This window comes from Candidatus Methylolitoribacter marinus (assembly GCF_051853155.1).
Lineage (GTDB): Bacteria > Pseudomonadota > Gammaproteobacteria > Burkholderiales > Methylophilaceae > BACL14.
Window position 1 is genome coordinate 355178 of record NZ_CP124221.1, and the last position, 23961, is coordinate 379138.

Annotated in this window: 24 protein-coding genes; 13 read left to right on the top strand and 11 right to left on the bottom strand. The window is 37.6% G+C overall.

Annotated elements, in window-relative coordinates; genetic code table 11:
- The first annotated feature begins 19 nt into the window (after positions 1–19).
- Positions 20–832, top strand: a complete 813-nt coding sequence (gene folP / locus QFA95_RS01860; RefSeq protein WP_486463146.1) for a dihydropteroate synthase — start codon at positions 20–22, stop codon at positions 830–832.
- Positions 829–2160: a phosphoglucosamine mutase gene (gene glmM / locus QFA95_RS01865; RefSeq protein ID WP_486463147.1), complete on the top strand. Its 1332-nt coding sequence runs from the start codon at positions 829–831 to the stop codon at positions 2158–2160. The genes folP and glmM overlap by 4 nt, the downstream gene beginning before the upstream one ends.
- Here glmM and QFA95_RS01870 read toward each other — a convergent pair.
- From QFA95_RS01870 to QFA95_RS01890, 5 genes are all read right to left on the bottom strand, one after another.
- Positions 2157–3815: a tetratricopeptide repeat protein gene (locus tag QFA95_RS01870; protein WP_486463148.1), complete on the bottom strand. Its 1659-nt coding sequence runs from the start codon at positions 3813–3815 to the stop codon at positions 2157–2159. The two genes, glmM and QFA95_RS01870, sit on opposite strands and share 4 nt — an antisense overlap.
- Positions 3808–4602, bottom strand: coding sequence for a phosphate ABC transporter ATP-binding protein PstB (gene pstB / locus QFA95_RS01875; RefSeq protein ID WP_486463149.1), 795 nt, complete (start codon positions 4600–4602; stop codon positions 3808–3810). Before pstB ends, QFA95_RS01870 begins: the two co-directional genes overlap by 8 nt.
- Positions 4596–5537 carry a phosphate ABC transporter permease PstA gene (gene pstA, locus QFA95_RS01880; RefSeq protein ID WP_486463150.1) on the bottom strand — a complete coding sequence of 314 codons (942 nt, stop codon included), beginning with the start codon at positions 5535–5537 and terminating at the stop codon, positions 4596–4598. Before pstA ends, pstB begins: the two co-directional genes overlap by 7 nt.
- 3 nt (positions 5538–5540) lie before the next feature.
- A complete protein-coding gene (gene pstC / locus QFA95_RS01885) occupies positions 5541–6464 on the bottom strand; it encodes a phosphate ABC transporter permease subunit PstC (RefSeq protein WP_486463151.1) in 924 nt (307 codons plus the stop codon).
- A 120-nt stretch (positions 6465–6584) separates the two neighbouring features.
- Positions 6585–7574 (bottom strand): PstS family phosphate ABC transporter substrate-binding protein, encoded by a 990-nt coding sequence (locus QFA95_RS01890; protein WP_486463152.1) that lies wholly within the window; start codon positions 7572–7574, stop codon positions 6585–6587.
- Positions 7575–7702: 128 nt separating this feature from the next.
- On the opposite strand from QFA95_RS01890, the gene prfB reads away from it, so the two are divergent.
- From prfB to QFA95_RS01910, 4 genes are all read left to right on the top strand, one after another.
- Positions 7703–8807, top strand: a protein-coding gene (gene prfB, locus QFA95_RS01895; RefSeq protein ID WP_486463153.1) for a peptide chain release factor 2 whose coding sequence is annotated in 2 segments (ribosomal slippage) — positions 7703–7783 and positions 7785–8807 — 1104 coding nt in all. Because the reading frame shifts where the segments join, the coding sequence is not laid out codon by codon here.
- Between the two features lies 1 nt (position 8808).
- Positions 8809–10320 carry a lysine--tRNA ligase gene (gene lysS, locus QFA95_RS01900; RefSeq protein WP_486463154.1) on the top strand — a complete coding sequence of 504 codons (1512 nt, stop codon included), beginning with the start codon at positions 8809–8811 and terminating at the stop codon, positions 10318–10320.
- A gap of 2 nt (positions 10321–10322) precedes the next feature.
- Entirely contained in the window at positions 10323–10946 is a 624-nt protein-coding gene (locus QFA95_RS01905) for a carbonic anhydrase (protein ID WP_486463155.1), read from the top strand.
- Between the two features lie 161 nt (positions 10947–11107).
- A complete protein-coding gene (locus tag QFA95_RS01910; RefSeq protein ID WP_486463156.1) occupies positions 11108–12673 on the top strand; it encodes an OprO/OprP family phosphate-selective porin in 1566 nt (521 codons plus the stop codon).
- Positions 12674–12733: 60 nt separating this feature from the next.
- Here QFA95_RS01910 and tadA read toward each other — a convergent pair whose 3' ends face one another.
- On the bottom strand, positions 12734–13216 hold the full coding sequence (tadA, locus tag QFA95_RS01915; protein ID WP_486463157.1) for a tRNA adenosine(34) deaminase TadA: 483 nt from the start codon (positions 13214–13216) through the stop codon (positions 12734–12736).
- A 55-nt stretch (positions 13217–13271) separates the two neighbouring features.
- On the opposite strand from tadA, the gene QFA95_RS01920 reads away from it, so the two are divergent.
- The 3 genes from QFA95_RS01920 to QFA95_RS01930 are packed head-to-tail and all read left to right on the top strand — an operon-like array spanning position 13272 to position 14795.
- Positions 13272–13814 carry a YceI family protein gene (locus QFA95_RS01920; RefSeq protein ID WP_486463158.1) on the top strand — a complete coding sequence of 181 codons (543 nt, stop codon included), beginning with the start codon at positions 13272–13274 and terminating at the stop codon, positions 13812–13814.
- Between the two features lies 1 nt (position 13815).
- On the top strand, positions 13816–14397 hold the full coding sequence (locus QFA95_RS01925) for a nitroreductase family protein (protein WP_486463159.1): 582 nt from the start codon (positions 13816–13818) through the stop codon (positions 14395–14397).
- Between the two features lie 20 nt (positions 14398–14417).
- Positions 14418–14795, top strand: a complete 378-nt coding sequence (locus QFA95_RS01930) for a thioredoxin family protein (protein ID WP_486463160.1) — start codon at positions 14418–14420, stop codon at positions 14793–14795.
- On the opposite strand, the gene QFA95_RS01935 is transcribed toward QFA95_RS01930, so the two are convergent.
- The 5 genes from QFA95_RS01935 to purB are packed head-to-tail and all read right to left on the bottom strand — an operon-like array spanning position 14792 to position 18628.
- Positions 14792–15658, bottom strand: a complete 867-nt coding sequence (locus QFA95_RS01935; protein ID WP_486463161.1) for a peptidoglycan DD-metalloendopeptidase family protein — start codon at positions 15656–15658, stop codon at positions 14792–14794. The genes QFA95_RS01930 and QFA95_RS01935 overlap by 4 nt on opposite strands.
- The gene (gene surE / locus QFA95_RS01940; protein WP_486463162.1) at positions 15655–16389 is read right to left on the bottom strand and encodes a 5'/3'-nucleotidase SurE; all 735 of its coding nucleotides are present in this window, start codon (positions 16387–16389) and stop codon (positions 15655–15657) included. Before surE ends, QFA95_RS01935 begins: the two co-directional genes overlap by 4 nt.
- Entirely contained in the window at positions 16386–16700 is a 315-nt protein-coding gene (locus QFA95_RS01945) for a DUF2069 domain-containing protein (protein ID WP_486463163.1), read from the bottom strand. The genes surE and QFA95_RS01945 overlap by 4 nt, the downstream gene beginning before the upstream one ends.
- Positions 16697–17257 (bottom strand): NAD(P)H:quinone oxidoreductase, encoded by a 561-nt coding sequence (wrbA, locus tag QFA95_RS01950; RefSeq protein ID WP_486463164.1) that lies wholly within the window; start codon positions 17255–17257, stop codon positions 16697–16699. The genes QFA95_RS01945 and wrbA overlap by 4 nt, the downstream gene beginning before the upstream one ends.
- 3 nt (positions 17258–17260) lie before the next feature.
- Positions 17261–18628 carry an adenylosuccinate lyase gene (purB, locus tag QFA95_RS01955; protein ID WP_486463165.1) on the bottom strand — a complete coding sequence of 456 codons (1368 nt, stop codon included), beginning with the start codon at positions 18626–18628 and terminating at the stop codon, positions 17261–17263.
- A 145-nt stretch (positions 18629–18773) separates the two neighbouring features.
- Between purB and acnB the strand changes: the two genes are divergently transcribed.
- From acnB to uvrC, 4 genes are read left to right on the top strand one after another with little or no spacing between them, the layout of a single operon-like run.
- Complete coding sequence (gene acnB / locus QFA95_RS01960) at positions 18774–21341, top strand: bifunctional aconitate hydratase 2/2-methylisocitrate dehydratase (protein WP_486463166.1); 2568 nt, start codon at positions 18774–18776, stop codon at positions 21339–21341.
- A gap of 8 nt (positions 21342–21349) precedes the next feature.
- Entirely contained in the window at positions 21350–21979 is a 630-nt protein-coding gene (locus QFA95_RS01965; RefSeq protein ID WP_486463167.1) for a uracil-DNA glycosylase, read from the top strand.
- A gap of 1 nt (position 21980) precedes the next feature.
- Entirely contained in the window at positions 21981–22160 is a 180-nt protein-coding gene (locus QFA95_RS01970; protein WP_009852487.1) for a tautomerase family protein, read from the top strand.
- A 4-nt stretch (positions 22161–22164) separates the two neighbouring features.
- Entirely contained in the window at positions 22165–23961 is a 1797-nt protein-coding gene (uvrC, locus tag QFA95_RS01975; protein WP_486463168.1) for an excinuclease ABC subunit UvrC, read from the top strand.

Sequence of the window (23961 nt, forward strand, 5' to 3'; positions counted from 1 at the left end):
GTTAATATAATTACCCTGTATGACTTTTTCATCCTTCATTAAAAATTCATCTCATCCAATTATTATGGGTGTGCTAAATGTTACTCCCGATTCATTTTCTGACGGAGGATTTTTTATCGATCCAGACAATGCCATCAAACAAGCACAAAAAATGATTGATGAAGGTGCTGATATTATAGATATTGGCGGCGAATCTTCGAGACCAGGGGCTAAGCCAGTTACCCTGGAAGAAGAGCTTCGAAGAATTAGTCCAATTATTAAAGCATTGAAAAAGGATACCTCAGTATTTGTTTCGGTCGACACCTATAAACCAGAGGTGATGAAATTTGCGCTAGACCATGAAGTAGATGTAATTAATGACATTAAGGCATTAAGAGAGAATGAGTCCATTAAAATATTGAAAGATTATCCAAATTCGATGGTGTGTTTAATGCATATGCAAGGCACACCAGAAACAATGCAAGTCAATCCAAATTATTCAGTGAATATCACCAATGAGATAAAACAATTTCTTCTTGATCGATTAAATATGTGTGTTGCTGAAGGTATTAATTTAGAGAGAATTATTCTTGATCCGGGTTTTGGTTTTGGAAAAACTTTTGAACATAACTGGGAAATTTATCAAAATCTTGAGACAATTGCAGAATTAGATACACCATTACTCATCGCGTTATCTAGGAAAAGCATGTTAAAAAAAATAGTGGGCGATGATGTAAAAAGATTAGATGATGCAACGGGTTTCTTTTCAGCTTTGGTAAATGTCAAAAACCCATTAATTATCCGCACGCATAATGTCGAAGTGACAAAAAAATATTTGGAAAGAAATAAATGAGGAAGTATTTTGGGACTGATGGAATTCGGGGCAGGGCAGGTAAATTTCCAATTACGGTAGATTTTTTTACCAAGCTTGGCTTTGCCGCCGGAAAAGTCCTCACGAAAGATAACCAATCAACAAGTAAACCAAAAGTAATTATTGGAAAAGATACTCGTGAGTCAGGATATATGTTGGAGGCTGCTCTGGAGGCAGGTTTTTCTGCGGCTGGAGTCGATGTATTTTTAACAGGACCCATTCCAACCCCGGCAATCGCTTATCTTACAAAAGCCATGAGAGCCCAAATTGGGGTAGTGATTTCAGCATCGCATAATTTATATCAGGATAATGGGATTAAATTTTTTTCAAGCAACGGTCTAAAGTTAGATGATCTAATTGAGCTAGAGATAGAAAAAACTATCGATGGCATTGAGAATTTAGATTCTGAAAATATTGGCAAAGCAAAAAGGGTGGATGACGCTCAAAGCCGTTATGTGGAGTTTTGTAAAAACACATTTCCCAAAGACCTATCGCTTGAGGGATTAAAAATCGTCCTTGATTGTTCGCACGGTGCCACTTATCAAGTTGCCCCAAAAATTTTTACGGAGTTGGGAGCTGATATTCGCACCATTGGAGTTAGTCCTAATGGAACAAATATTAATGAGGGATGTGGATCAACATCACTTGAATTATTAAAATCCGAAGTCCAAAAAAACAAAGCTAATCTTGGAATCGCTTTTGATGGTGATGGCGATCGAGTGCTGATGGTAAACTCCAATGGTGATAAAGTGGACGGAGATCAACTCCTTTTCATTATTGTTCGTGCTGCATTTGAGGAAAATCATTTCGATAGCGGTGTGGTAGGAACCCTGATGACCAATTTAGCTTTTGAAGAAAATTTGCAAGAGCTGGGGATAAGGTTTACGAGGTCAGGAGTGGGTGATCGATACGTATCAGAAATGATGCAAGAAAATAACTGGCTCTATGGAGGTGAAAATTCAGGACATATCTTATTGAAAGATTTACATACGACTGGTGATGGGATCATTTCTGCACTTCAAGTATTAAAATCCATTAAACAAAGGCAAATCAGTTTTGATAAAGCAGTTTCAGAAATCAATTTATATCCTCAAATTTTATTAAATATTCCACTTGATAAAGAAATTGATTTAAATACTCCAGAGATAAAAAACTCCATTCATGAGGCTGAAAAAATAATGAATAATAATGGACGAGTCTTACTTAGAAAGTCAGGCACCGAACCGTTAGTTCGCATTATGACGGAGGGAAAAAATAAAGACCTTGCTTTAAAAGCCGCTCAAATGATTAAAAAAGTCATTGAAGCTTAATTTTCACTGTAGATCTGATTATAAATTAATTCAAAATCTTTAATCCAATTTCTATTGTTTCGTTGATTAATAATTTGCACACTTGGATACCATAAAGAGTTAGATGTCGGACTCATCCAGTAGTGAAACTGTCTTACTCCTGAAGCGCTTAATAAGAAAGTTTTTTTGTTTAATGCTCCAGCTAAATGTGCGTTCACATTCGATGCTGTGACAACGAAGTTACAACAATCAATCAGTGCCGCAGTTGTGTCAATATCATCAAATAATTCTAATTCCAGATATTTGATTCCATAAGAATCCAATTCTTTGATCTCTTTAGAAGACAATTGATATTGAAGATTTACTATTTGATAATTTGGGTGGATTAATTTTTTAAATTCACTAAGATGAACATTTTTTGAATTACTTGCAGTGCTTCTCCAGCTAATTCCAATTAATGGTTTATTAAATTTTTTTTGTAATTTATTTTTTATATCTTCATCAACGGAAAGGAATTTTTCAAATTTTTCGAATGAATCTGTATCCAATCTTAAAAACTGCCCAAGACTTGCAACTGGGATGTGATAGTCGAAAAAATCATCATTAGAAATTTCATCCATTGATAAAACTTTTATGTTTTTAAATGATCTTTTATAGAGCGGTATCGTTTTGTTTGATAAGCCTGCGTAATATATATTTTTACAGTATTTTTTTAAATCACTTAGCATTGATGAATAGATAATTTCATCACCAATGCCTTGCTCCCCCCAAACTAAAATAGATTCACATTTCAATCCACTCCATAGAGGCTTATGTGTACTTATCATTTTTTTTCTAAAAGAATTAATTTCCCAACGTGACTCATAATTTTTCCAACCATTGGTAAAGTCTTGTATTTTTAGCTGAGCAATTCCAAGGTTGTAGGAATTTCCAATATTTTTTTGAATTTGATAAGATTTTTTATAGTTTTCAATTGCCTTTCCAAGCTGATTTTGTTCTTCAAAAATCGAACCTAGGTTATTTAATGTTAGTGGCACTTCAGGATCTAATTTCATAGCTTTATTTAATATTTCTATTGCTTGTTTAATATTATTATTATCTTTATAAGCAATCGCTAGATTATTTAAGAAATCAATATTATTTGAATCTAAATTTAATGCTTGTTTGTAGAGTGAAATAGCTTGGTTAAAATTTTTACAACCACTTTGGATGAGTCCATATAAATTATAAATATCAGCTGATTGTTGTAACATAATCAATATTTTGATATCTTCTAATGCATCTTCATAGCAACCCAATTTTTCATAAATGTTTGCACGATTGAATAAACAATTTGTATTTTTTGGATCCATTTGAAGTGATTGAGATAGGTGGTCTAATGCTTGCTTATAGTTCTTTTGATTTTCGTAAATAATTGACAAATTGTAATTAACTTCAATTTGCTCCGGATCTAATTTATAAGACTTCAGCAGCCAAGAAAAACCTGCTTCAATTTCATTTAAATTTAAGGCAATCAACCCAGCTAGGTTTAAGAAAGAGGTAAACTCAGGGTTGTTAAGATCATTACATATCGGAGTGAGAAGCTTTAAAGCATCTTCTTGTTTATTTTTATTACAGAGCTCTTGAGCTTTATCCCATAATCCTGAAAGCTCTTTTGATGAATAAGTTTTATCCAAATTTTCCTGTTATGTAATCCTCGGTTTCTTTCTTTGAAGGTTTTGTGAAGATGGTATCTGTTTCATCAAATTCAATCATTTCTCCAAGATACATGTAGGCAGTGTAATCAGAAATACGAGCTGCCTGTTGCATGTTATGAGTAACGATAAGAATCGTAAGTTTTTTCTTAAGCTCACTCATTAACTCTTCGATATTGACTGTGGCGATAGGATCGAGTGCTGATGTTGGTTCATCAAATAGCATGATCTCAGGATCTGTAGCTAAAGCCCTGGCAATACATAAGCGCTGTTGTTGACCACCTGACAAATTATAAGCTAAATCTGGCAGACGATCCTTAACTTCATTCCATAGTGACGCACCTTTAAGAGCCTCTTCCACTTTATCATCTAGAAGTCTTTTGTTGTTTTCACCCCGAACTCTTAAGCCGTAAGCTACATTTTCATAAATGGATTTAGGAAATGGATTAGGTTTTTGGAATACCATGCTAATTCTCATTCGAACTTCAATTGGATCCACTTTATTATCTAAAATATTTGTATTGTCTGGGTGCAGAATGATTTCGCCACCATATTTATTTCCACTATATAAATCATGCATGCGATTGAAAGATCTCAGGAACGTAGATTTTCCGCAACCAGATGGGCCAATAAGAGCGGTTATTTTCTTTTCATACAGAGGAATATTAATATCTTTAAGAGCATGTGTTCCATCCGCATAATGGAAATTAAAGTTTTTTGATTCCGCTTTTAAAATTTCTTTATTTTTAGCCATTTTATATCCTACCATTTAATTTTTTTCCTAATGTTATAGCGAAGCTTAATCGCTAAACCATTCATGAGTAATGTAAGTACAATGATCACCGCTCCAGTAGCGGCAGCATTGATATGAAAAGCATGCTCGGGTCTTGAAATCCAGTTGAACATTTGAATTGGCAAAACAGTAAAGCCTGCTTCTAGCCAACTAAAATTGATAAAAGGAGCAGCATCGGTTACGGGGGATGGGGGTAAGAATGCTATAAAAGTCAGTGCCCCGATGGTGATCACAGGAGCAGTCTCACCAATCGCTCTTGCCATACCAATAATAATTCCTGTTAACACGCCACCCATTGCATACTGCAGAACATGGTGAAGAGTGACTTGCCATTTTGTTGCGCCAACCGCGAAAGCAGCCTCTCGAATATGAACAGGTATTGCTCGAATAGCCTCGCGTGTTGAGACGATAACAATCGGTAACATTAATAATGAGAGTGTAAGGCCGGCTGTTAAAACACTGGTACCAAGCCCAAACTCATAGACGAACAAGCCAAGCGCTAGTAGGCCATAAATAATGGATGGTACACCCGCTAAGTTTGCTACGTTAATTTCAATTAAATCAGCAAACCAACCTTTTTTGGCATACTCTTCCAGATAAATTCCGGCTGCCACCCCCATTGGAACCGCAACAAAGAACGTGACAACGAGAACCAGAGCAGAGCCAACCCATGCCGACAGAATGCCAGCACCCTCTGGTTTCCTAGAAGGGAAATTGGAGAAAAAATCTAAATTCATTTTTGGATAACCATCGATCACAAGATCCAGAAAGAGAACCAGAAGGGTAATTGCTAATGAAATAATGATGAAAAATCCAATGCCAGCGAAAATTTGATCATTCTTTTTATGTTTCTTAATCAATGCCCTAATTACATTTAGGTCTTGATCTGTTTTTTTATTTGAGATGGCCATGTATTAATATCTTTCGGTAAATTTGTTTCTTGTCCATTGACCCAGAATATTCAAAGTTAAAGTCATTACAAACAATGTGATACCCGCTGCGAAAATACTTTGATAGCCTATTCCGCCATGCTCCAAATCTCCCAAAGCGACTGAGACAATATAGGCTGTGATGGTGGCAGCACTGTCAACAGGATTAAAAGTAAAGTTTGGTTGCTGCCCAGCTGCGATAGCCACGATCATTGTTTCACCAATGCCACGACTGATTGCCAATATGTAAGCAGCCACGATTCCTGAGGTTGCAGCAGGCATGACTACAGATACAGCCGTTTGAAATCTCGTTGCTCCCATCGCATAAGACCCTTCTCTCATGGCCATGGGCACAGCACGCATGGCATCTTCTGCCACAGAAGCGATGTAAGGAACAATCATGATCCCCATCACGATTCCAGGCCCAAGCATGTTAAAGGTTGATAAATCTGGATATATTTTTTGTAGTAATGGAGTGACTAGTAGCAAAGCAAAGTATCCAAACACCACAGTCGGTACGCCAACTAAAAGCTCTAGGATGGGCTTTACAGTTTCTTTTACTCTGTGAGAAGCAAATTCTGAGAGATAGACTGCAGTAATCGTGCCTAGAGGCACAGCCACAAGTAATGCCACTCCGGTAATTGTTAAAGTGCCTGCAACTAAAGGGAGAATCCCATAATTTTTTATCTCAAAATTTGGTGTCCAGACGGTAGATGTTAAAAATTCTTTAAAGGTGACAGCCTCAAAAAAAGGAATTGATTCAGAGACTAATATATATACAATACCAAATGTAATCAGAACCGCTATCAATCCTGAAAACATCAAGACTAACTCGATGATTCTTTCTAAAAAATTACGTCTAATGTTTTTGGCTAACGCTGGACTAATATTTGATTTTTTTTTGACCATTAGAGAAACTCTTTAAAAAAAACACATTAATTATTACACAAAATAAAACTTAATTTAAAAAAAAGAGGGGTGAAAAACCCCTCTTTAATTATTTACTTAGTATTTAAGCAATTGACTCAACTAGTCTGTCGCTTTTTCTAAGATTTCAGCCACTGAAAGACCAATTGCTGGACCGTCTTTGAACGCTGTACCAGTTTTTAATGTTTTCACGTGATTTTTAATTGCATCATATTCCGCAGTTGAGAAAGGAACATAACCCACCTCTTTAGACAACTTAGCTGCGTTGTTTAAATAGAACTCAACAAATTTTTTCACGTTAGGATCAAATGCTGCTTTAGTTGCATTTAAATAGATGAATAAAGGACGTGAAAGCGGGTTGTATGTACCGTCCATAACTGTTTCAAGTGATGGCTCTACAAACTTACCTTCTTTGTTTTTAACTTTTACCGCACCTAATTTATCTTTGTTTTCTACATAGTAAGCTAGACCAAAGTAACCTAAACCACCTTTGTCACCTGCAACACCTTGAACTAAAACGTTATCATCTTCAGACGCAGTAAAGTCACCACGGATAGATTTAGATTTCTTAATAATTGCTTCAGTAAAGTAATCAAACGTACCAGAGTCAGCACCTGGACCATATAATTTAAGTGGTTGATCAGGGAAACCTTCACGAATTTGGCTCCAGTTCATGACCTTACCTTGTGCATCAGGACCCCACATTTTTTTAAGTTCTTCAGGAGACATTTCTGTTGCCCAGTCATTATCTTTATTGATCACCACAGTTAAAGCATCAAAAGCTACTGGAACTTCAATGAATGAAATACCTGCTTCATCACACTTCTTAATTTCTTTTGCTTTTACAGGACGAGATGCGCCTGAGATAGAAGTTTCTCCACGACAGAATTTCTTAAAACCACCGCCAGTTCCAGAAACACCAACTGTTACTTTTTTGCCTGTTTCTTTTTGAAATTCTTCAGCAACTGCCTCAGTGATCGGATAAACAGTTGATGAACCATCAATTTTAATGATATCTGCAGCAAATACTGACGTTGTTAATGCAGTAGTAGCTACAGTTGCTAATACAGCTTTTTTTAAGGATGAAACCATGTATACGCTCCTGTATGGATATTAATCGAGAATCAAATTTTAAAATTAAAGTATGACAGATTTATGACAATTTAATGTTTCTTAAAAACAGGTTAAAATGTCGCAGAATTATTATTTTGAATAAATTTATGGAAGCAGAAAAATTAAATCAGCTAAAAACAACATTATCTGAGATCGATGATCGATTTTCAGCTCTCAGGAGCTATCTTTGACCTCGATCATAAAAAAGAACAGCTTGAACAGCTAACTCGCCAACAAGAAGATCCTAAAATTTGGGACGATCATTCCCTCAGTCAAAAAATTGGCAAGGAAAAAAGAATTTTGGAAGATACAATCCAAGAATTTGAGCAGTTAAATTTAGGTATTGGAAATAATAAAGAATTGTTTGATTTAGCAATAGAGGAAAATGACGACTCGACCCTAGATGATTTACTCCAAGATACTTTTATTTTAGAAAAAAAACTCAGCCAATTAGAATTTAAACGGATGTTTTCAAATCCGCTTGACCCTAATAATTGCTTTATCGATTTTCAATCTGGTAGTGGGGGGACTGAAGCGCAAGATTGGGCTAATATGCTCCTTAGAATGTACTTGAGGTACTGTGAGGAAAAAGGTTTCAAGGTCGAGGTGATGGAAATTACAGAAGGAGAAGTGGCAGGCATTAAGGGCGCTACGATTAAAATCATTGGTGATTATGCATATGGTTATTTTAGAACAGAAACGGGCATTCATCGATTGGTCCGAAAATCACCATTTGACTCAGGCAGCAGAAGACATACTTCTTTTGCTGGAGTGAATGTATATCCTGAAATTGATGAATCAGTTGAAATTGAGATTAATCCTGCTGACTTAAGGATAGATACCTATCGAGCATCAGGGGCAGGGGGACAGCATATCAACAAAACAGATTCTGCTGTTAGAATTACACATGAGCCCAGCGGCGTTGTTGTGCAGTGTCAAAATGATCGATCCCAGCATCGGAATAAAGCCCAAGCAATGGATATGCTCAAAGCTCAGCTTTATCGACTTGAGTTAGAAAAAAGAAATGAAGAAAAAAAGGCGATGGAGGATGCCAAATCAGATATTGGCTGGGGCCATCAAATTAGAAGTTATGTCCTGGACCAATCAAGAATTAAAGATCTAAGGACTGGTGTTGAAATAGGCAATACCCAAGGTGTTCTTGACGGCAACCTTGATCCATTTATTACAGAAAGTTTAAAACAAGGGGTTTAAGTTGGAAAATAATGAAAATCAGATAGTAGATGAAAATTCGATTATTCAAGAACGAAGAAGCAAATTAACTGAGTTAAGAAAAGTTGGCGTTGCTTTTCCTAATAACTTTAAGCCTGAACATGACTCTTCACAACTGCACAAAGATTATGATGGATTTGATAAACCGGCCTTAGAAGAAAAAAATATCGAAGTCGTTGTTGCTGGGCGAATGATGCTCAAAAGAGTTATGGGTAAGGCAAGTTTTGCGACAATCCAGGACCGAACCGGTCGGATTCAATTGTATGTAGCGAGAGATCTAATTAATAATGAAGAGAACCCAGAACTCTATTCTTCTTTCAAAAAGTGGGACATGGGAGATATTATTGGCGCCAAAGGAAAGCTCTTTAAGACCAATACCGATGAATTGACGATCGAGGTCACTGAAATTTGTTTATTAACAAAATCGTTACGACCGCTACCTGAAAAGTTTCATGGATTACAAGATCAAGAAATGAAATATCGCCAACGATATGTGGATTTGATGGTCAATCAAGAGACTAGGGATACTTTTTTAACTAGATCAAAAGCAATCCAGTCTATTCGAGAATTCATGGTCAATAATAAATTTCTGGAGGTGGAGACCCCCATGTTACATCCGATACCAGGGGGCGCGAGTGCAAAACCTTTTGTCACACACCACAACGCATTGGATATGGAAATGTTTATGCGGATTGCTCCAGAACTGTATTTAAAGCGATTGGTCGTCGGCGGGTTTGATCGCGTGTTTGAAATCAATCGTAATTTTCGTAACGAAGGCTTAAGTGTTCGTCATAACCCTGAATTTACCATGATGGAGTTTTATGCCGCTTATGCTGATTATCAATGGCTGATGACATTCACTGAAGATTGTATTCGCTCCAGCATCACAGGTTGCGGGATGGACTTAAAACTAACTTATCAAGACAAAGCAATCGATTTTTCACAACCGTTTGATCGTTTAACCTTGGTGCAAGCGATTGAGAAATACGCTGATCAATTCGCATCTAAAGACCTTCTCAATACTGAATTTATTGAACAGTCTTTGCAAAAAATGGGAGAAGAATTGCCTCCCAATCGATCGCTAGGATCGCTCCAGCTAGCTTTATTTGAAGCGGTGGCTGAGGAGCACCTCTGGAACCCAACATTTATTATTGATTATCCAACCGAGGTATCACCACTGGCCAGAGCGTCAGATAATAATCCGAACATCACGGAGCGTTTTGAATTATTTATCGCGGGTCGAGAAATTGCTAATGGTTTTTCCGAGCTCAATGACCCTGAAGAGCAAGCTGAACGTTTCAAAAAACAGGTCGAACAAAAAGAGGCGGGGGATGATGAGGCGATGTATTATGACGCAGACTTTATCCGTGCTCTTGAGTATGGCATGCCCCCGACAGGCGGTTGCGGGATTGGTATTGATCGACTAATTATGTTGATCACCAATAAACCAAGCATTCGAGATGTTATTTTATTTCCACACATGAGGCCAGAATAATTATGTACATGCACCCTGAAATTGATCGTGACCAAATGACTCCGCAGCAAGCGATTGAAATTTTACAACAAGGTAATGAACGTTTTGTGAATAATGTCAAACGTCAGCATGATATGTTGAGTGTGCGTGATGAGTTAAAAGATAAGCAACATCCTTTTGCCTCTATTCTTAGTTGTAGCGACTCCAGGACGACAGTGGAGTTGATTTTTGATCAAAATCTAGGGGATATTTTCTCAGTGAGGTTGGCCGGCAATGTGGCCTCAACCTTGGCCATTGGTAGTTTAGAATTTTCTACAGAGTACTTAGGTTCAAAATTGGTGGTAGTGATGGGGCATAGCAATTGCGGTGCCGTCAAAGCGGCATGTGATCACTTTAAAGGGGGCAATATCGGAGAAATCATTAACATGATTGACCCAGCAGTAAGCTTAGAGACCACTGTATCGAGTGATCGCAATTCCTCAAATACATCTTTTGTAGACAAAGTGTGCTGGCATAATGTTCATGAGCAAATTAATAACATTAAACAACATAGCAAGATCATTAATCAAATGGTGATAGATAACCAGATTGCCCTTGTTGGTGCGGTGTATGATTTAGCTTCCGGATCAGTTCAGTTTGATATTTAAAATCAATGTTGCAAATACACAACATTGTGTAAATTTTTACAACAAAAACACCCACTTATCCTCTTAATGTCATAAAACTGTCACATAGTCTTCCTAAAATTTAAACACGTCAAAGAAATTATTTGATTTCTTTAATTTTTTTATCTTTTAGGAGATTGTAAATGAACAAGAAGATTATCACTGGTGCTGTTTCAGCAGCAGTATTGTCTTTATCAGGCGTTGTATACGCTGATACGACAGGTGACCTTGTGAATGCCTTAGTGACTAAAGGTGTTTTAACAGAGGAAGAAGGCGCATTGCTTTCAAAAGGTAATGACAAGAAAAAAGCAAATACCCCTGTGTTAACAAACAAGGGCGGTAAATTTAAAATACAAAGTGCTGACGGCAAAAACGAAATAGCTTTAACAGGTCGTATGCACTTCGACTTCAGAAATTCTGATTTAGATGAAGATGATTTCGGTAATACAGATGCTGATGAATATGATGTTGATACTAAATCAACAAGCCCAACTGAATTTGAAATGCGTCGAGCACGTATTGGTATTAAAGGTAAACTCGATGGTATTTGGAAGTATGACGTTGTCTTGAATGCAAACGGTAAAGGCGGTAACAATTTAGATACTGCTTCTTTAACTTTCGCAGCTATGAAGCCTTTCCAAGTTCAATTTGGTCGGTTTAAACAAGCATTTAACCTCGAAGGTTTAACAAGTTCAAACGACATTGATTTCGTTGAACGCTCTTTCATGAATCAAATTTCTCCGCACAAAAAATTAGGTATAGCTTTCAAAGGTACTCCTACAAAGGGTATGACTTATGCGGTGACTAAGTATCAAGAAGGTTACAAAAACACAGATACGCAAGATGAAAATAATTATTCAGGTCGTTTAACATACAACTGGGCTGAAGCCAATAAAATTAAAGATTCAATCTTTCATGTAGGTATCGCAGGGTTTACTGAAGATTATTCACTTACACCTAAATCATCAAGTAACGGTGGTTCGACTACTCACGCTACAGTCTTCAAATTTAAGAGTGCTGGTCGCGGATTTAGCCCTCTAGCTAAGATGGACGTTGAAGGTCAAAATTTATCCGTTACCGAAGTTAGCGGTAAATCAAAATCTAATTTACATATAGAAAATAGATTTGCTGCTTTAGAGGGTATCTTTGCTAAAGGACCATTTAAATTACAAGCTGAATATGGACAAGGTTCATTTGAGGGAACTAATGAGATTACTGGCGCAGGTGCAGAAGCTGATGTAAAGATTGGATATGTTTCAGCTAACTACATCTTAACTGGTGAGCATTATGCCAAATCTTATAAAGGCGGTAAAATGAAGGGCATTAAAATCAAAAACCCATTTGATTTTGAAAAAGGAACTGGTTCTGGTGCGTGGGAAATTGGAGCACGTTATGAATATCTAGGTATTGATGATATGAAAACAAATAACGTTGCAGGTAATAAAGAAAATAGATTCCGTGGCGCCTTTGATTGTGGAGCAACTGCTGATACCTATGGTGATGAGATTGGTACATCTTTGTCTGGTTGTGATACATCAATCAATCAGTACACACTTGGTGTTAAATGGTTAGCTAACCAAAATGTACTTGCTAAAGCATCTCTCACATATGCTGATTATGGTGAGAATTTAATGCCAGCGGATATTGCTGGAAGTGAAACATTTGATTCTGAAACAATGTTCCATACTCGTATTCAGTGGATGTTCTAATCCAACTGAATACCTAAAAATCTCCTAAATTTTTAAGACCCGCTTTAGGCGGGTCTTTTTTTATCTTTTATGTTTAAAATAATTTTTCAACAAAGCGGAACATTCTTCTTCAAGGATTCCACCTATGAAAGAAGTATGATGATTGATGGTTTGATTATTTACTAAATTTTGACTTGGGTCGCAGCTATGAAATTTTGCATCGTAGGCACCAAAATAAACTTGCTTGACTCTGGCCTGAAAAATAGCTCCTAAGCACATGATGCAGGGCTCTAAAGTAACATAGAGATTGACTTGAGGTAGGCGGTAATTGGATAAAAAACGAGCTGCGTCTCGAAGAGCCACGATTTCAGCATGACAAGTCGGGTCCGTATTTTTAATCACTGAATTAAACCCACGTCCTATAATTTTGTTATTTAAGGTGACGATCGCACCGATAGGAATTTCATCAGACTTTAAGGCTTTCTCAGCCTCCACTAAGGCTGCTTCCATGAAATGTAAATGATCGGTCATAAATTTTGAATTAATTTTTTTATTTTTTATCATAATAACTGTTTAAATTATCTCAAGGGAAAAAGTGAAGCAATCAATCATTCTGTTAATGTTTATATCATCATCTGTCATTGCGCAGTCTGGAATATACAAGGTGGACTCTGAGCATAGTTTTGCCAATTGGAAGATCCGTCACGTAGTCTCTAAGACATCAGGAACGATTCCAGATATGACCGGGGAAATGACGATTAATCTGGACGACATGAGTCAATCCAAAATAAATGTGGAAATGAGCTTGTTAAAGATTAATAGCAATCACAAAAAAAGGGATAACCATATCCAAGAAAAGAAATTTTTAAATACCTTAGCTTTTCCAACCATCACATTTAGTAGTTCTAAGATTGTGATGCAAGATGATAAAAATGGCGTGGTGTCTGGAGCGTTAGCTATGGGCGGCGTTGAAAAAAAATTGGATATCCCGTTTACACTGCTTGGTTTTGGTGACGATCCGTGGGGTGGTTATCGCGTTGGGCTGGAAGGAAATATTGACTTAAAGGCCTCTGATTTTGGTTACAGCTGGGGATTGAAAGAAAATAGTTCATTAGGTGATAAAATTGAGGTCAATTTATTGGTAGAAGGAATTAGACAATAACATGGAAAAGAAAGCACTTACTCAAGCCCCCATTCATGATCTTATTGCCGATCGATGGAGTCCGCGGTCATTTGACCCTGAGTTTATTCTTGGTAATGATGACATACATTCTCTAATGGAAGCGGCTCGCTGGGCACCATCCTGCCGAGGGGAGCAGCCATGGAAATTTGTGTTGTTTAGTAAAAGTGACGCCACCATGTTTGGTCAGGCGTTGAATTGTTTATCTGTGTCCAATCAGGACTGGGCAATGGACGCGGCTTTATTGATCATTACCACCACCAACCGCTATTACCGACATAACGATCAAGAAAATGGCTATGCCCATTATGATTTAGGCGCCGCCTCTGAAAATATTTGTCTGCAAGCAACTGCAATGGGGTTGGCGGCACATCAGATGGGCGGGTTTAGTAAGGATGATGCGAGAGAACTGGCGCAAGTTCCTGAAAATTATGATATTCTCTCGGTTATTGCAGTTGGCAGACCTCAAGATTTAGAGCATACGCGAGAAGAATTAAAGGAGCGTGAAGGAGCTGCTCGCAATAGATTACCGCTGGAAGAGATATTTAGCGTAAATAAATTTTAATTGAATAATAGGACAATTCGATGGTAAAAGTATTAGAACTAACAACAAAAAATTTTAAAGACACGATAGAAAAAAATGATTTTGTGATCATTGATTTCTGGGCCCCTTGGTGCGAGCCATGCAAAAATTTCACTCCAATTTTTGAAAAGGCAGCAGAAGCCAATAAAGATATCGTGTTTGGAATGGTTGATGTGGAACAACATCCAGAAATCGGTGAATACTTTGAAGTTGAAAAAATTCCAGGTTTATTAGTCGTTCGTGAAAAAGCAGGAATTCATGCCCAAGTCGGTGAAATTGGTGCGCCAGCGTTTGATGAAATTATTAAATGGGCCAGGGAATACGACATGACTGCGGTTCGAGATTATATTGGTAAACAAGAACGTGGTGAGTTTAATTAGGTCCTGGATTTAAAGTAAGTCATCGGATCAACTGATAGCCCTTTTTTTCTGATCTCAAAATGTAAATGTATTTTTCCATCATCGGTTTCTCCCATGGTGGAAATGATTTCTCCAGCACTGATTTTTTGACCCTCTGTGACAAGTAACTCGCGGTTATGTCCATACACGCTCAAAATATCGTCATCATGCTTGATGATAATGAGTTTACCGTAGCCCTTTAAATCTTCACCGGCATAAATGACTCGACCTTTATCGATCGACTTTACTTCTTGGCCGAGCGATCCTTCGATTAATATTCCTTTTAATCCTTCATCTGGATTAAATTGTTTGGCTACTTCTCCATCAGTGGGCCACATAAAACGATTAGCTAAAGACTCTGTATTTTTAGCCACAATTTCTTTGGTTTTTTGCACAGATTTTGAATTATAAATTTCTCGGGTGGCTACAGGCTCGTTAATTTCAATAGGCTCGCCAATATCCTCTTGAGATAATGGCTTTTGTTCAGCAATCACTTCTGAAGGCTCATCGTCAAGCCTTGCGATTTCAACATTGTCTGATTTCATTTCATTACTTGCAGCTTCAGGATTATTGTCATTTCTAAGTAAATCAAAACGAATTTCTTCACCAACGCTAACCTTGTAAGGTTTTTTAATATTATTGACCGCTGCTACATCCTTATAATCAAATCCGCATTTAAGACTCAAGCTGAATATAGTATCCCCCTTTTTAACCTTATAAACATCAGGACATTTCTGAATGATATTTTTGCTATTGTCGACGGGCACGGTTTCTGGAAACTTTGAGGCGCAACCTGGAAAGAGACTGATTATTAGCATAAGTAAAAATAATGGTATTAATTTCATATTAAATTTTCTTTTAATAAATCCAGTTTATTGAAGTTTGTTAGATCAGATATTATAGGAGAAATTGATACTTTTTCATTTTTAATTGCAAAAAAATCTGTCCCAGGACCACCATCGTTTGGTTCTCCGGCGGCTCCGACCCAATACATTAACTTATCGTTTTGATTGGGGTGGTGGATGATAGGTTCTGCCTTATGACGTTTTCCAAGTCGAGTAATTTCAGTTCCTTGAAGTTCGTTGTATGGTATATCTGGAACGTTAATATTCAGTAATATGGATTGTTGTAAATTTTTTATTTTAGGAATCAGATCAAGCACTACCTGACCAGCCGTTGAATAGTGTTTTGGGTCGTATTGGGACATGGAAATCGCGAGTGATGGAATATCTAAAAGATAACCCTCCATGGCAGCTGCTACTGTGCCAGAGTAGATCGTATCATCACCCATATTAGGCCCATCATTAATTCCGGATATCACCATGTCCGGTTTAAATTTTAAAAAACCAGACAATGCAATATGCACGCAATCGGTTGGCGTGCCATTAATAAAGTAGATATTTTCTTTATATTCCGTGATGGTGAGTGGATTTTTAAGAGTCAATGAGCTACTAGACGCACTTTTATTTTCCTCGGGAGCAACAATCACGACCTCACCAATTGTCGACAGGGTGTGGGCTAATTCATTTATTCCGGGAGCTTGGTACCCGTCGTCATTAGATAGCAAAAATTTCATTTTTTAAAAATTAATATACTGGTAAAGAAAAAAACTACAGTGAGCATAACCTCGGAAATCGCAAACAACTGGCTTGGCATGGTCTCAGACCATGCCCTGACCACACCCTCAATAAAAAATAAGATGATTATAAAGTTAATCCATTCGAGGGTATATAAGTTTTTCTTGATTAATTGCCTCAGTGGTAAAACTAAAATCACTGCCTTAATAACCATCCACGATGATTCCCCGGAGGGGGTATAAAAAAGCTCCCACAACAGGTTGATGAATATTAAGGCGATGTAAGATAAAAGATTGATCCAAGTGATCATGATCGAAGTTTGATGGTTAATTCAGCCAGTCTTTTACCTTGAGCATAAGCTATTTTTTCTTCCACAGCAGTCACTGGCTGATCACCAACATGGCTGGCGCCATAAGGGGTCCCGCCATCTTTCGTAGTATTTAATTCTTTGATTGAATATGGAATTCCCATGATCAACATCCCAAGATGCTGCAGGGGTATTTGCATACTGAGCAAGGTAGCTTCATTGCCGCCATGCAGCGAATGCGATGAAGTGAATACAGTGCCTACCTTGGATTCAAGACTGCCTTTAAACCAAAGAGGGGTCAGCTCATCAATGAAGTTTTTCATTGCTCCTGACATATTGCCAAAGTGAGTTGGACTGCCAAGAGCCAGTCCATCACATTCTTCTATTTCAGAGAGTTTGATTTCAGGGGCAAATAAATTATTTTTAGGTTGTTTGTTGTTAGGGACGGATCTTAATTTAGCCTCAGCACCATTCACAGAATTCACTCCACGTGCAATTTGTTGAGCCAATTTATGAACCGAACCATCTTGCGAACAATAGAGAACTAATATATCGACCATCTTTTAAGATTTTTTTGCCAATTTATTGGCTAACCCAATATAGGTTTCCGGCCTTAAATTCATTAGATCTTTTTTTGCCTTTTGCGGAATATCCAAGTTTTCAATAAACGTGTGCAATACTTCCTCATTAATGCCTTGGTTGCCCCGGGTTAATGCTTTTAATTTTTCGTATGGTTCAGCAATACCGTATCGACGCATCACGGTTTGAATTGGTTCTGCTAGTACTTCCCAAGAATGATTAAGGTCATCATCAATGACTTGCTTATTAATTTCTAGTTTATTCAGGCCTTTCATACACGAATTTATGGCTAAGGCGTGATAACCAAAACCCACCCCGATATTTCTGAGAACGGTGGAGTCACTCAAATCTCTCTGCCATCTAGAAATTGGTAATTTTTCGCTCAAGTGATTTAAGATCGAGTTACTCAAACCTAGGTTTCCTTCAGCATTTTCAAAATCGATCGGGTTTACTTTGTGCGGCATGGTGGATGAGCCAACCTCATTTTTCTTTAACTTTTGTTTAAAATAACCCAGAGAAATATAGCCCCATAAGTCACGATTGAAATCAATCAGAATGGTATTCATTCGCGTTAGGGTATTAAAAATTTCGGATAAAAAGTCATGCGGCTCAATTTGAGTTGTCATCGGGTTGTATGTCAGCCCCATAGATTTGATGAAATCCTTGGAGTGTTGTTCCCAATTGACCTCAGGGTATGCAACAATATGGGCATTAAAGTTACCGACGGCCCCATTAATTTTTCCTAAGTATTCTTGTTTTGCTAGATGATTAATTTGTCTTTTCAACCTCGCTGCCACGTTTGCAAATTCTTTGCCCATGGTAGTTGGGCTCGCCGACTGTCCATGGGTTCTAGCCAGAATTGCAATGGCCGCATACTGTTTGGCACAGGATTGAATCTTGACATACATGTCATTCATTCCATGCAAGATATTTTCATTGACAGCTCGCTTTGTCATTAATGCGTAAGATAAATTATTGATGTCTTCTGAGGTGCAGGCAAAATGAATAAATTCTAAATACGGGGCAATATCTTTCTGTTTTTTTAAAGTTTTTTTCAGCCAGTATTCCACTGCCTTGACGTCATGGTTAGTGATAGATTCAATCTGTTTGATTTCAGCAGCGTCTTTTTCAGTAAATTGATCAATAATAGACCGAAGTTTTTTTTGAACGCTTGCATTGAATTTTTTTACCTCTTTAATTTTTGGATTATCACCCAGACTGATCAGCCAAAGAATTTCTATTTCGACTCGAGTCTTAATTAAACCAAACTCACTTAAGTGATTGCGTAATGAATCAATTTGCTTAGCGTATCTTCCATCAAGAGGAGAGATATTCAAAAGAGGTGTCGCCATAATAATTTAATTAAGTGTCAGTTTTAAAGTGATATTTTACCTCACTTGATCAGCGATGAGCTATTGAAGATAAAGAAAGTTTTTGGGAAATCAAAATATTTGCTCTAAAATGATGTTTTGACACGTGAACTTAATAGATTTTTATATGATTTTAGATACCTATAAAACCCATACCAATGACAGAATAAAAGAACAGCTCCCCCCTTTACCCCTTAACCCCCAGCAAACTGCAGAATTAATAGAATATATAAAAGATGAGACGCATCAAAATCTAGATGAAGCGCTCAATCTTCTTTTGCATAAAGTTCCAGCAGGTGTCGATCAGGCGGCCTATATTAAAGCTGGGTTTTTGAATGACATTGCAAATAAAAAAATAACTTCAAGTGTTCTATCACCAGAAAAAGCAATTCAGGTATTAGGGACCATGCTGGGTGGATATAACGTGCAAGCTTTAGTCCCGTTATTAGATAGTGAGTTTGCTGATGAAGCAGTTAAAGCATTGGCAAAGATAACTTTAGTTTTTGATGCATTCCATGATGTAGTAGAAAAACATAACTCAGGAAATAAATTTGCAACCGCATTACTTGAGTCATGGGCTAGGGCAGATTGGTTTACTAGTAAAAATGAATTACCTAACGAAATTAAATTAACTGTATTTAAGGTAGATGGTGAAACCAATACGGATGATTTATCTCCAGCACAAAATGCATGGTCACGTGCAGATATTCCTCTGCATGCTCAATCTATGCTTATTAATAAAATGCCCGAGGGCTTACAGTTAATTGAAGACCTAAAAAAATTAGGGAATCCTTTGATATATGTTGGAGATGTAGTCGGTACAGGCTCGTCAAGGAAATCTGCAATTAATTCATTGCAGTGGCACATGGGAAATGAAATTCCATTTATCCCGAATAAACATACGGGAGGGTATGTTTTTGGAAGTAAGATTGCGCCAATTTTTTTCAATACAGCAGAAGACTCCGGAGCATTCCCAATTGAATGTGATGTCTCAAACTTGAGTAACGGTGATGAAATTATTTTAAAGGCTAATGACAAAATAATTTGCGATCTTTCAGGAAATACTCTTGCTACATTTGAACTTAATCCACCTACAATTTTAGATGAGGTGAGGTCTGGCGGAAGGATACCGCTCATCATAGGTCGTGGTCTATCTGATCGATCTGCCGATGTTTTAGGGATTGAGAAACCTACAATTTTTGTTAGCAATATTAGTGAAAAGACGGATACACAACATGGTTACACGTTAGCACAAAAGATGGTGGGCAGAGCATGTGGGGTAGATGGGGTATTGCCGGGCACCTATTGTGAACCAAAAATTACCTCGGTCGGCTCTCAAGATACAACCGGGGCGATGACTCGAGATGAATTAAAAGAGTTGGCGTGTTTAGGCTTTAGTGCCGACCTTGTCATGCAAAGTTTTTGCCATACGGCAGCCTATCCAAAACCAGTAGATATTGATTTACAACATACGTTACCCGACTTCATGAGTAGTCGCGGAGGAGTGTCCTTAAAAGCAGGTGATGGGGTTATTCATTCTTGGTTAAATCGAATGATTCTTCCCGATACAGTTGGTACGGGTGGCGATTCCCACACACGCTTTCCAATTGGGATTTCATTTCCGGCAGGTTCTGGGTTAGTTGCATTTGCGGCAGCACTTGGAGTTATGCCCCTGGATATGCCCGAGTCTGTCTTGGTGAGATTTAAAGGAACAATGCAGCCAGGGATTACTTTGAGAGACTTGGTGAATGCGATTCCATATCAGGCAATTAAAAATGGTGAGCTAACAGTCGCTAAGCAAGGGAAGAAAAATATTTTCAATGGCAGGATTTTAGAGATCGAGGGATTACCTGACTTAAAAGTTGAGCAGGCTTTTGAGTTTGCTGATGCTTCCGCTGAGCGCTCTGCCAATGGTTGCTCTGTAAGGCTCAATAAAGAGCCTATTATTGAATATCTCGAGTCTAATATTGCGCTAATGCAAAATCTTATTGCACAAGGCTATGAAGATCAACGCACGCTTAAGCGACGAATACAGAGCATGCAGGATTGGTTGAAAAATCCAGAACTCCTCCAGCCTGATGAGGATGCACAGTATGCATCGATCATTGAGATTGATTTGAATGAGATTAAAGAGCCTTTAATCGCCTGTCCTAACGATCCAGATAATATTAAACCTTTATCCGAAATTGAAAACAATAAGATAGATGAGGTGTTTATTGGAAGCTGCATGACTAATATTGGGCACTATCGTGCCGCGGGCAAGGTGTTGGAAAATCAAGGAGCAATATCGACAAGATTATGGGTTGCGCCTCCCACCCGAATGGATGAAGTTCAGTTAAGAAAAGAAGGTTACTACTCAATATTTGGTCAGGCCGGAGCACGAACTGAGTTACCTGGATGCAGTTTGTGTATGGGGAATCAGGCCCGTGTTGAAAATGATGCTCATGTCTTTTCGACTAGTACACGAAACTTCGATAATCGTATGGGCAAGGGCGCACAAGTGTATTTAGGTTCAGCAGAGCTTGCAGCTGTTTGTGCATTGTTGGGAAAAATTCCAACGGTTGAAGAGTATCATCAGATTGTTAAAGAAAAGATATCACCCATTGAAGACAATATTTATCAATACTTAAATTTTCATTTAATGGAAGATTATATCGGTGATAAAAAAGTCATTGGGATTGCAGCAGCAAGTTAATTGGAACGATGCAATTTGATCTTAATTGCAAACAGTGTCCAAGGTTAGCAAACTTTTTAGACAAAGTCAGTCAGTCTAATCCAGGTTATCATTGTCGCCCAGTAGCTCCTTTTGGGGCTATTAATCCTCAATTTTTAATTGTCGGACTCGCTCCAGGAATGCATGGTGCCAATAGAACTGGCCGGCCTTTCACAGGGGATTATGCAGGGATTTTGTTGTATGAGACTCTTAATAAATTCGGCTTTTCTTCGTCATCAGAATCTATCTCTTTGAAAGATGAGTTGCAACTTTATGGGGTCCGCATCACGAATGCTGTGAAATGTTTACCACCAGAAAATAAACCCACGACTCATGAAATTAAACAGTGTAACAATTATCTAGCTTCTGAGATTAAGCAAATTAACAATAAATTAATAATTTTGGCACTAGGAAAAATTGCCCATGAGGCGGTGTTGATGTCTCAACATTTAACAAAAAATCATTTTAAATTTAGTCACGGTGCACGACACATGATTTCAGATCAGCAAATATTGTATGATAGTTATCACTGTAGTCGTTATAACACACAAACAAAAAGATTAACTCAATCAATGTTTGAAGATGTTTTTTTTAAAATTAAAAGAGAAATGGAGAACTAAAATGCCTTACATCAATGTGAAGTTAGCTGGATCAATTAATAAAGAGCAAAAAGCAGAAATTGCTAAAGAAATAACGGACACAATGTCTAGAATTGCGAATAAGCCAGCATCATATACTTATGTTGTATTTGATGAGGTTGCCACAGAAGATTGGGCAATTGGAGGTAACTTGCTCGGCTAACAATGTGGAAGACATAAAAAATTTTATAAAAACATTGCCAACGCATCCAGGCATCTACCGCATGGTGGATGAAAAAGATAAGGTGATTTATGTTGGCAAGGCTAAGAATTTAAAAAAAAGAGTAGCTAGCTATTTTAATAAAAATATTCCTAGTCCTCGAACTAGGTTGATGGTCTCGCATATTCAATCAATTCAATATACAGTCACTAACACTGAGGCTGAAGCATTAATTCTGGAAAATAATTTAATTAAGGAGTGGATGCCTCGTTACAATGTTATCTTTAGAGATGATAAATCCTATCCTTATTTAATGATGACATCTCATGCTTTTCCAATGCTCAAGTTTCATCGCGGAGTGCAAAAAAAAGGAAATAAATATTTTGGACCTTTCCCAAATTCCAATGCCGTTCGTGAAAGCATTCAGTTACTGCAAAAAGTTTTTTTATTGAGAAACTGTGATGACTCAACTTTCAGTAATCGGGTTCGACCATGTTTACAACATCAAATCAAACGTTGTACAGCCCCATGTGTAAAGTTGATTGACGAGAAATCGTATGCTGAGGATTGTCGTCAAGCAGAACTATTTCTTTTAGGAAAAGATAATGAAGTGATTGAACAAATGACGGAGCACATGAATCTGGCTGCAGAAAATGAGGAATATGAAAGGGCGGCTGTTTTCCGTGACCGAATTCAAAGTCTCAGACAGGTTCGATTAAAACAGCTCGTTAGTGATTTTAGTGAAAATGATGCTGATATTATTGCCCTGGCTGAGGAGTCAGGCATAGTGTGTATCAATTTAGTTATGATCCGAGGAGGAAGACATTTGGGCGACAAGACCTTCTTTCCAAGAAATGCGAGTGACTCTGAAATTAATTTTACTGAGATTTTTTTATGTCAGCATTATGATGAGCAGATGCCACCTCCGGTAATTGTCACAGAAGGAAATTTTGACAAAAATTTAGTCAGCTCATTCTTTAACCTTAAATTTCCTGATAAAAAATTCAAGATTATTTCCAAAGCAACTGGTGATAAAAGGATGTGGCTAAAGATGGCAAAAAGAAACGCCATGATCAATGTAAGACAAAAAAATCTGCTTGAGTCTGGCAAAGCCGACAAAATCGAGTCTTTACGAAAGCTTCTTAATATGCCTGATTTAAATCGTGTTGAATGTTTTGATATTAGCCACACCATGGGCAATCAAACGATTGCTTCATGTGTGGTTTATGATGATTTAGCAATGCAAAATAAGGAGTACAGAAGGTTCAATATCAATGATATTACCCCAGGAGATGATTATGCTGCTATGTATCAAGTGTTGGAGAGGCGAGTGAAAAGAATAATTAATGAGGAGCAGGCAAAGCCAGATATGATGTTAATCGATGGTGGCAAAGGGCAACTCAAAATGGCTCTTGATGTTTTTGATAAATACAATGTAGTGGGTATTCGGCTTGTTTCGATTGTAAAAGGAGAGGGAAGAAAATCAGGACTGGAGTCATTAATTCTTGATGATGGAGAAATTCTAAAAGATATTCCAAACAATAATATCGGGTTTCACTTGTTACAACACATCAGAGATGAAGCGCATCGTTTTGCAATTACTGGACACAGGCAAAAAAGAGCTAAGACAAATCTTTCCTCATCTTTAGAAGAAATTGAAGGCATAGGACCAAAGAAAAGAAAAGCTTTGCTAGTATATTTTGGTGGTCTTGATGGTATTAGAAATGCTTCAGTTGAGGAGCTGTCTCAGGTTACTGGTATTGATCAAAAGCTTGCTGAGATTGTTTATAACTTTTATCATTAG

Coding starts and splice junctions, on each gene's coding strand:
- folP (WP_486463146.1), top strand. CDS start 20: ATGACTTTTTCATCCTTCATTAAAAATTCATCTCATCCAATTATTATG.
- glmM (WP_486463147.1), top strand. CDS start 829: ATGAGGAAGTATTTTGGGACTGATGGAATTCGGGGCAGGGCAGGTAAA.
- pstB (WP_486463149.1), bottom strand. CDS start 4,602: ATGGTAGGATATAAAATGGCTAAAAATAAAGAAATTTTAAAAGCGGAA.
- pstA (WP_486463150.1), bottom strand. CDS start 5,537: ATGGCCATCTCAAATAAAAAAACAGATCAAGACCTAAATGTAATTAGG.
- pstC (WP_486463151.1), bottom strand. CDS start 6,464: ATGGTCAAAAAAAAATCAAATATTAGTCCAGCGTTAGCCAAAAACATT.
- QFA95_RS01890 (WP_486463152.1), bottom strand. CDS start 7,574: ATGGTTTCATCCTTAAAAAAAGCTGTATTAGCAACTGTAGCTACTACT.
- QFA95_RS01905 (WP_486463155.1), top strand. CDS start 10,323: ATGTACATGCACCCTGAAATTGATCGTGACCAAATGACTCCGCAGCAA.
- QFA95_RS01910 (WP_486463156.1), top strand. CDS start 11,108: ATGAACAAGAAGATTATCACTGGTGCTGTTTCAGCAGCAGTATTGTCT.
- tadA (WP_486463157.1), bottom strand. CDS start 13,216: ATGATAAAAAATAAAAAAATTAATTCAAAATTTATGACCGATCATTTA.
- QFA95_RS01920 (WP_486463158.1), top strand. CDS start 13,272: ATGTTTATATCATCATCTGTCATTGCGCAGTCTGGAATATACAAGGTG.
- QFA95_RS01925 (WP_486463159.1), top strand. CDS start 13,816: ATGGAAAAGAAAGCACTTACTCAAGCCCCCATTCATGATCTTATTGCC.
- QFA95_RS01930 (WP_486463160.1), top strand. CDS start 14,418: ATGGTAAAAGTATTAGAACTAACAACAAAAAATTTTAAAGACACGATA.
- QFA95_RS01935 (WP_486463161.1), bottom strand. CDS start 15,658: ATGAAATTAATACCATTATTTTTACTTATGCTAATAATCAGTCTCTTT.
- surE (WP_486463162.1), bottom strand. CDS start 16,389: ATGAAATTTTTGCTATCTAATGACGACGGGTACCAAGCTCCCGGAATA.
- QFA95_RS01945 (WP_486463163.1), bottom strand. CDS start 16,700: ATGATCACTTGGATCAATCTTTTATCTTACATCGCCTTAATATTCATC.
- wrbA (WP_486463164.1), bottom strand. CDS start 17,257: ATGGTCGATATATTAGTTCTCTATTGTTCGCAAGATGGTTCGGTTCAT.
- purB (WP_486463165.1), bottom strand. CDS start 18,628: ATGGCGACACCTCTTTTGAATATCTCTCCTCTTGATGGAAGATACGCT.
- acnB (WP_486463166.1), top strand. CDS start 18,774: ATGATTTTAGATACCTATAAAACCCATACCAATGACAGAATAAAAGAA.
- QFA95_RS01965 (WP_486463167.1), top strand. CDS start 21,350: ATGCAATTTGATCTTAATTGCAAACAGTGTCCAAGGTTAGCAAACTTT.
- QFA95_RS01970 (WP_009852487.1), top strand. CDS start 21,981: ATGCCTTACATCAATGTGAAGTTAGCTGGATCAATTAATAAAGAGCAA.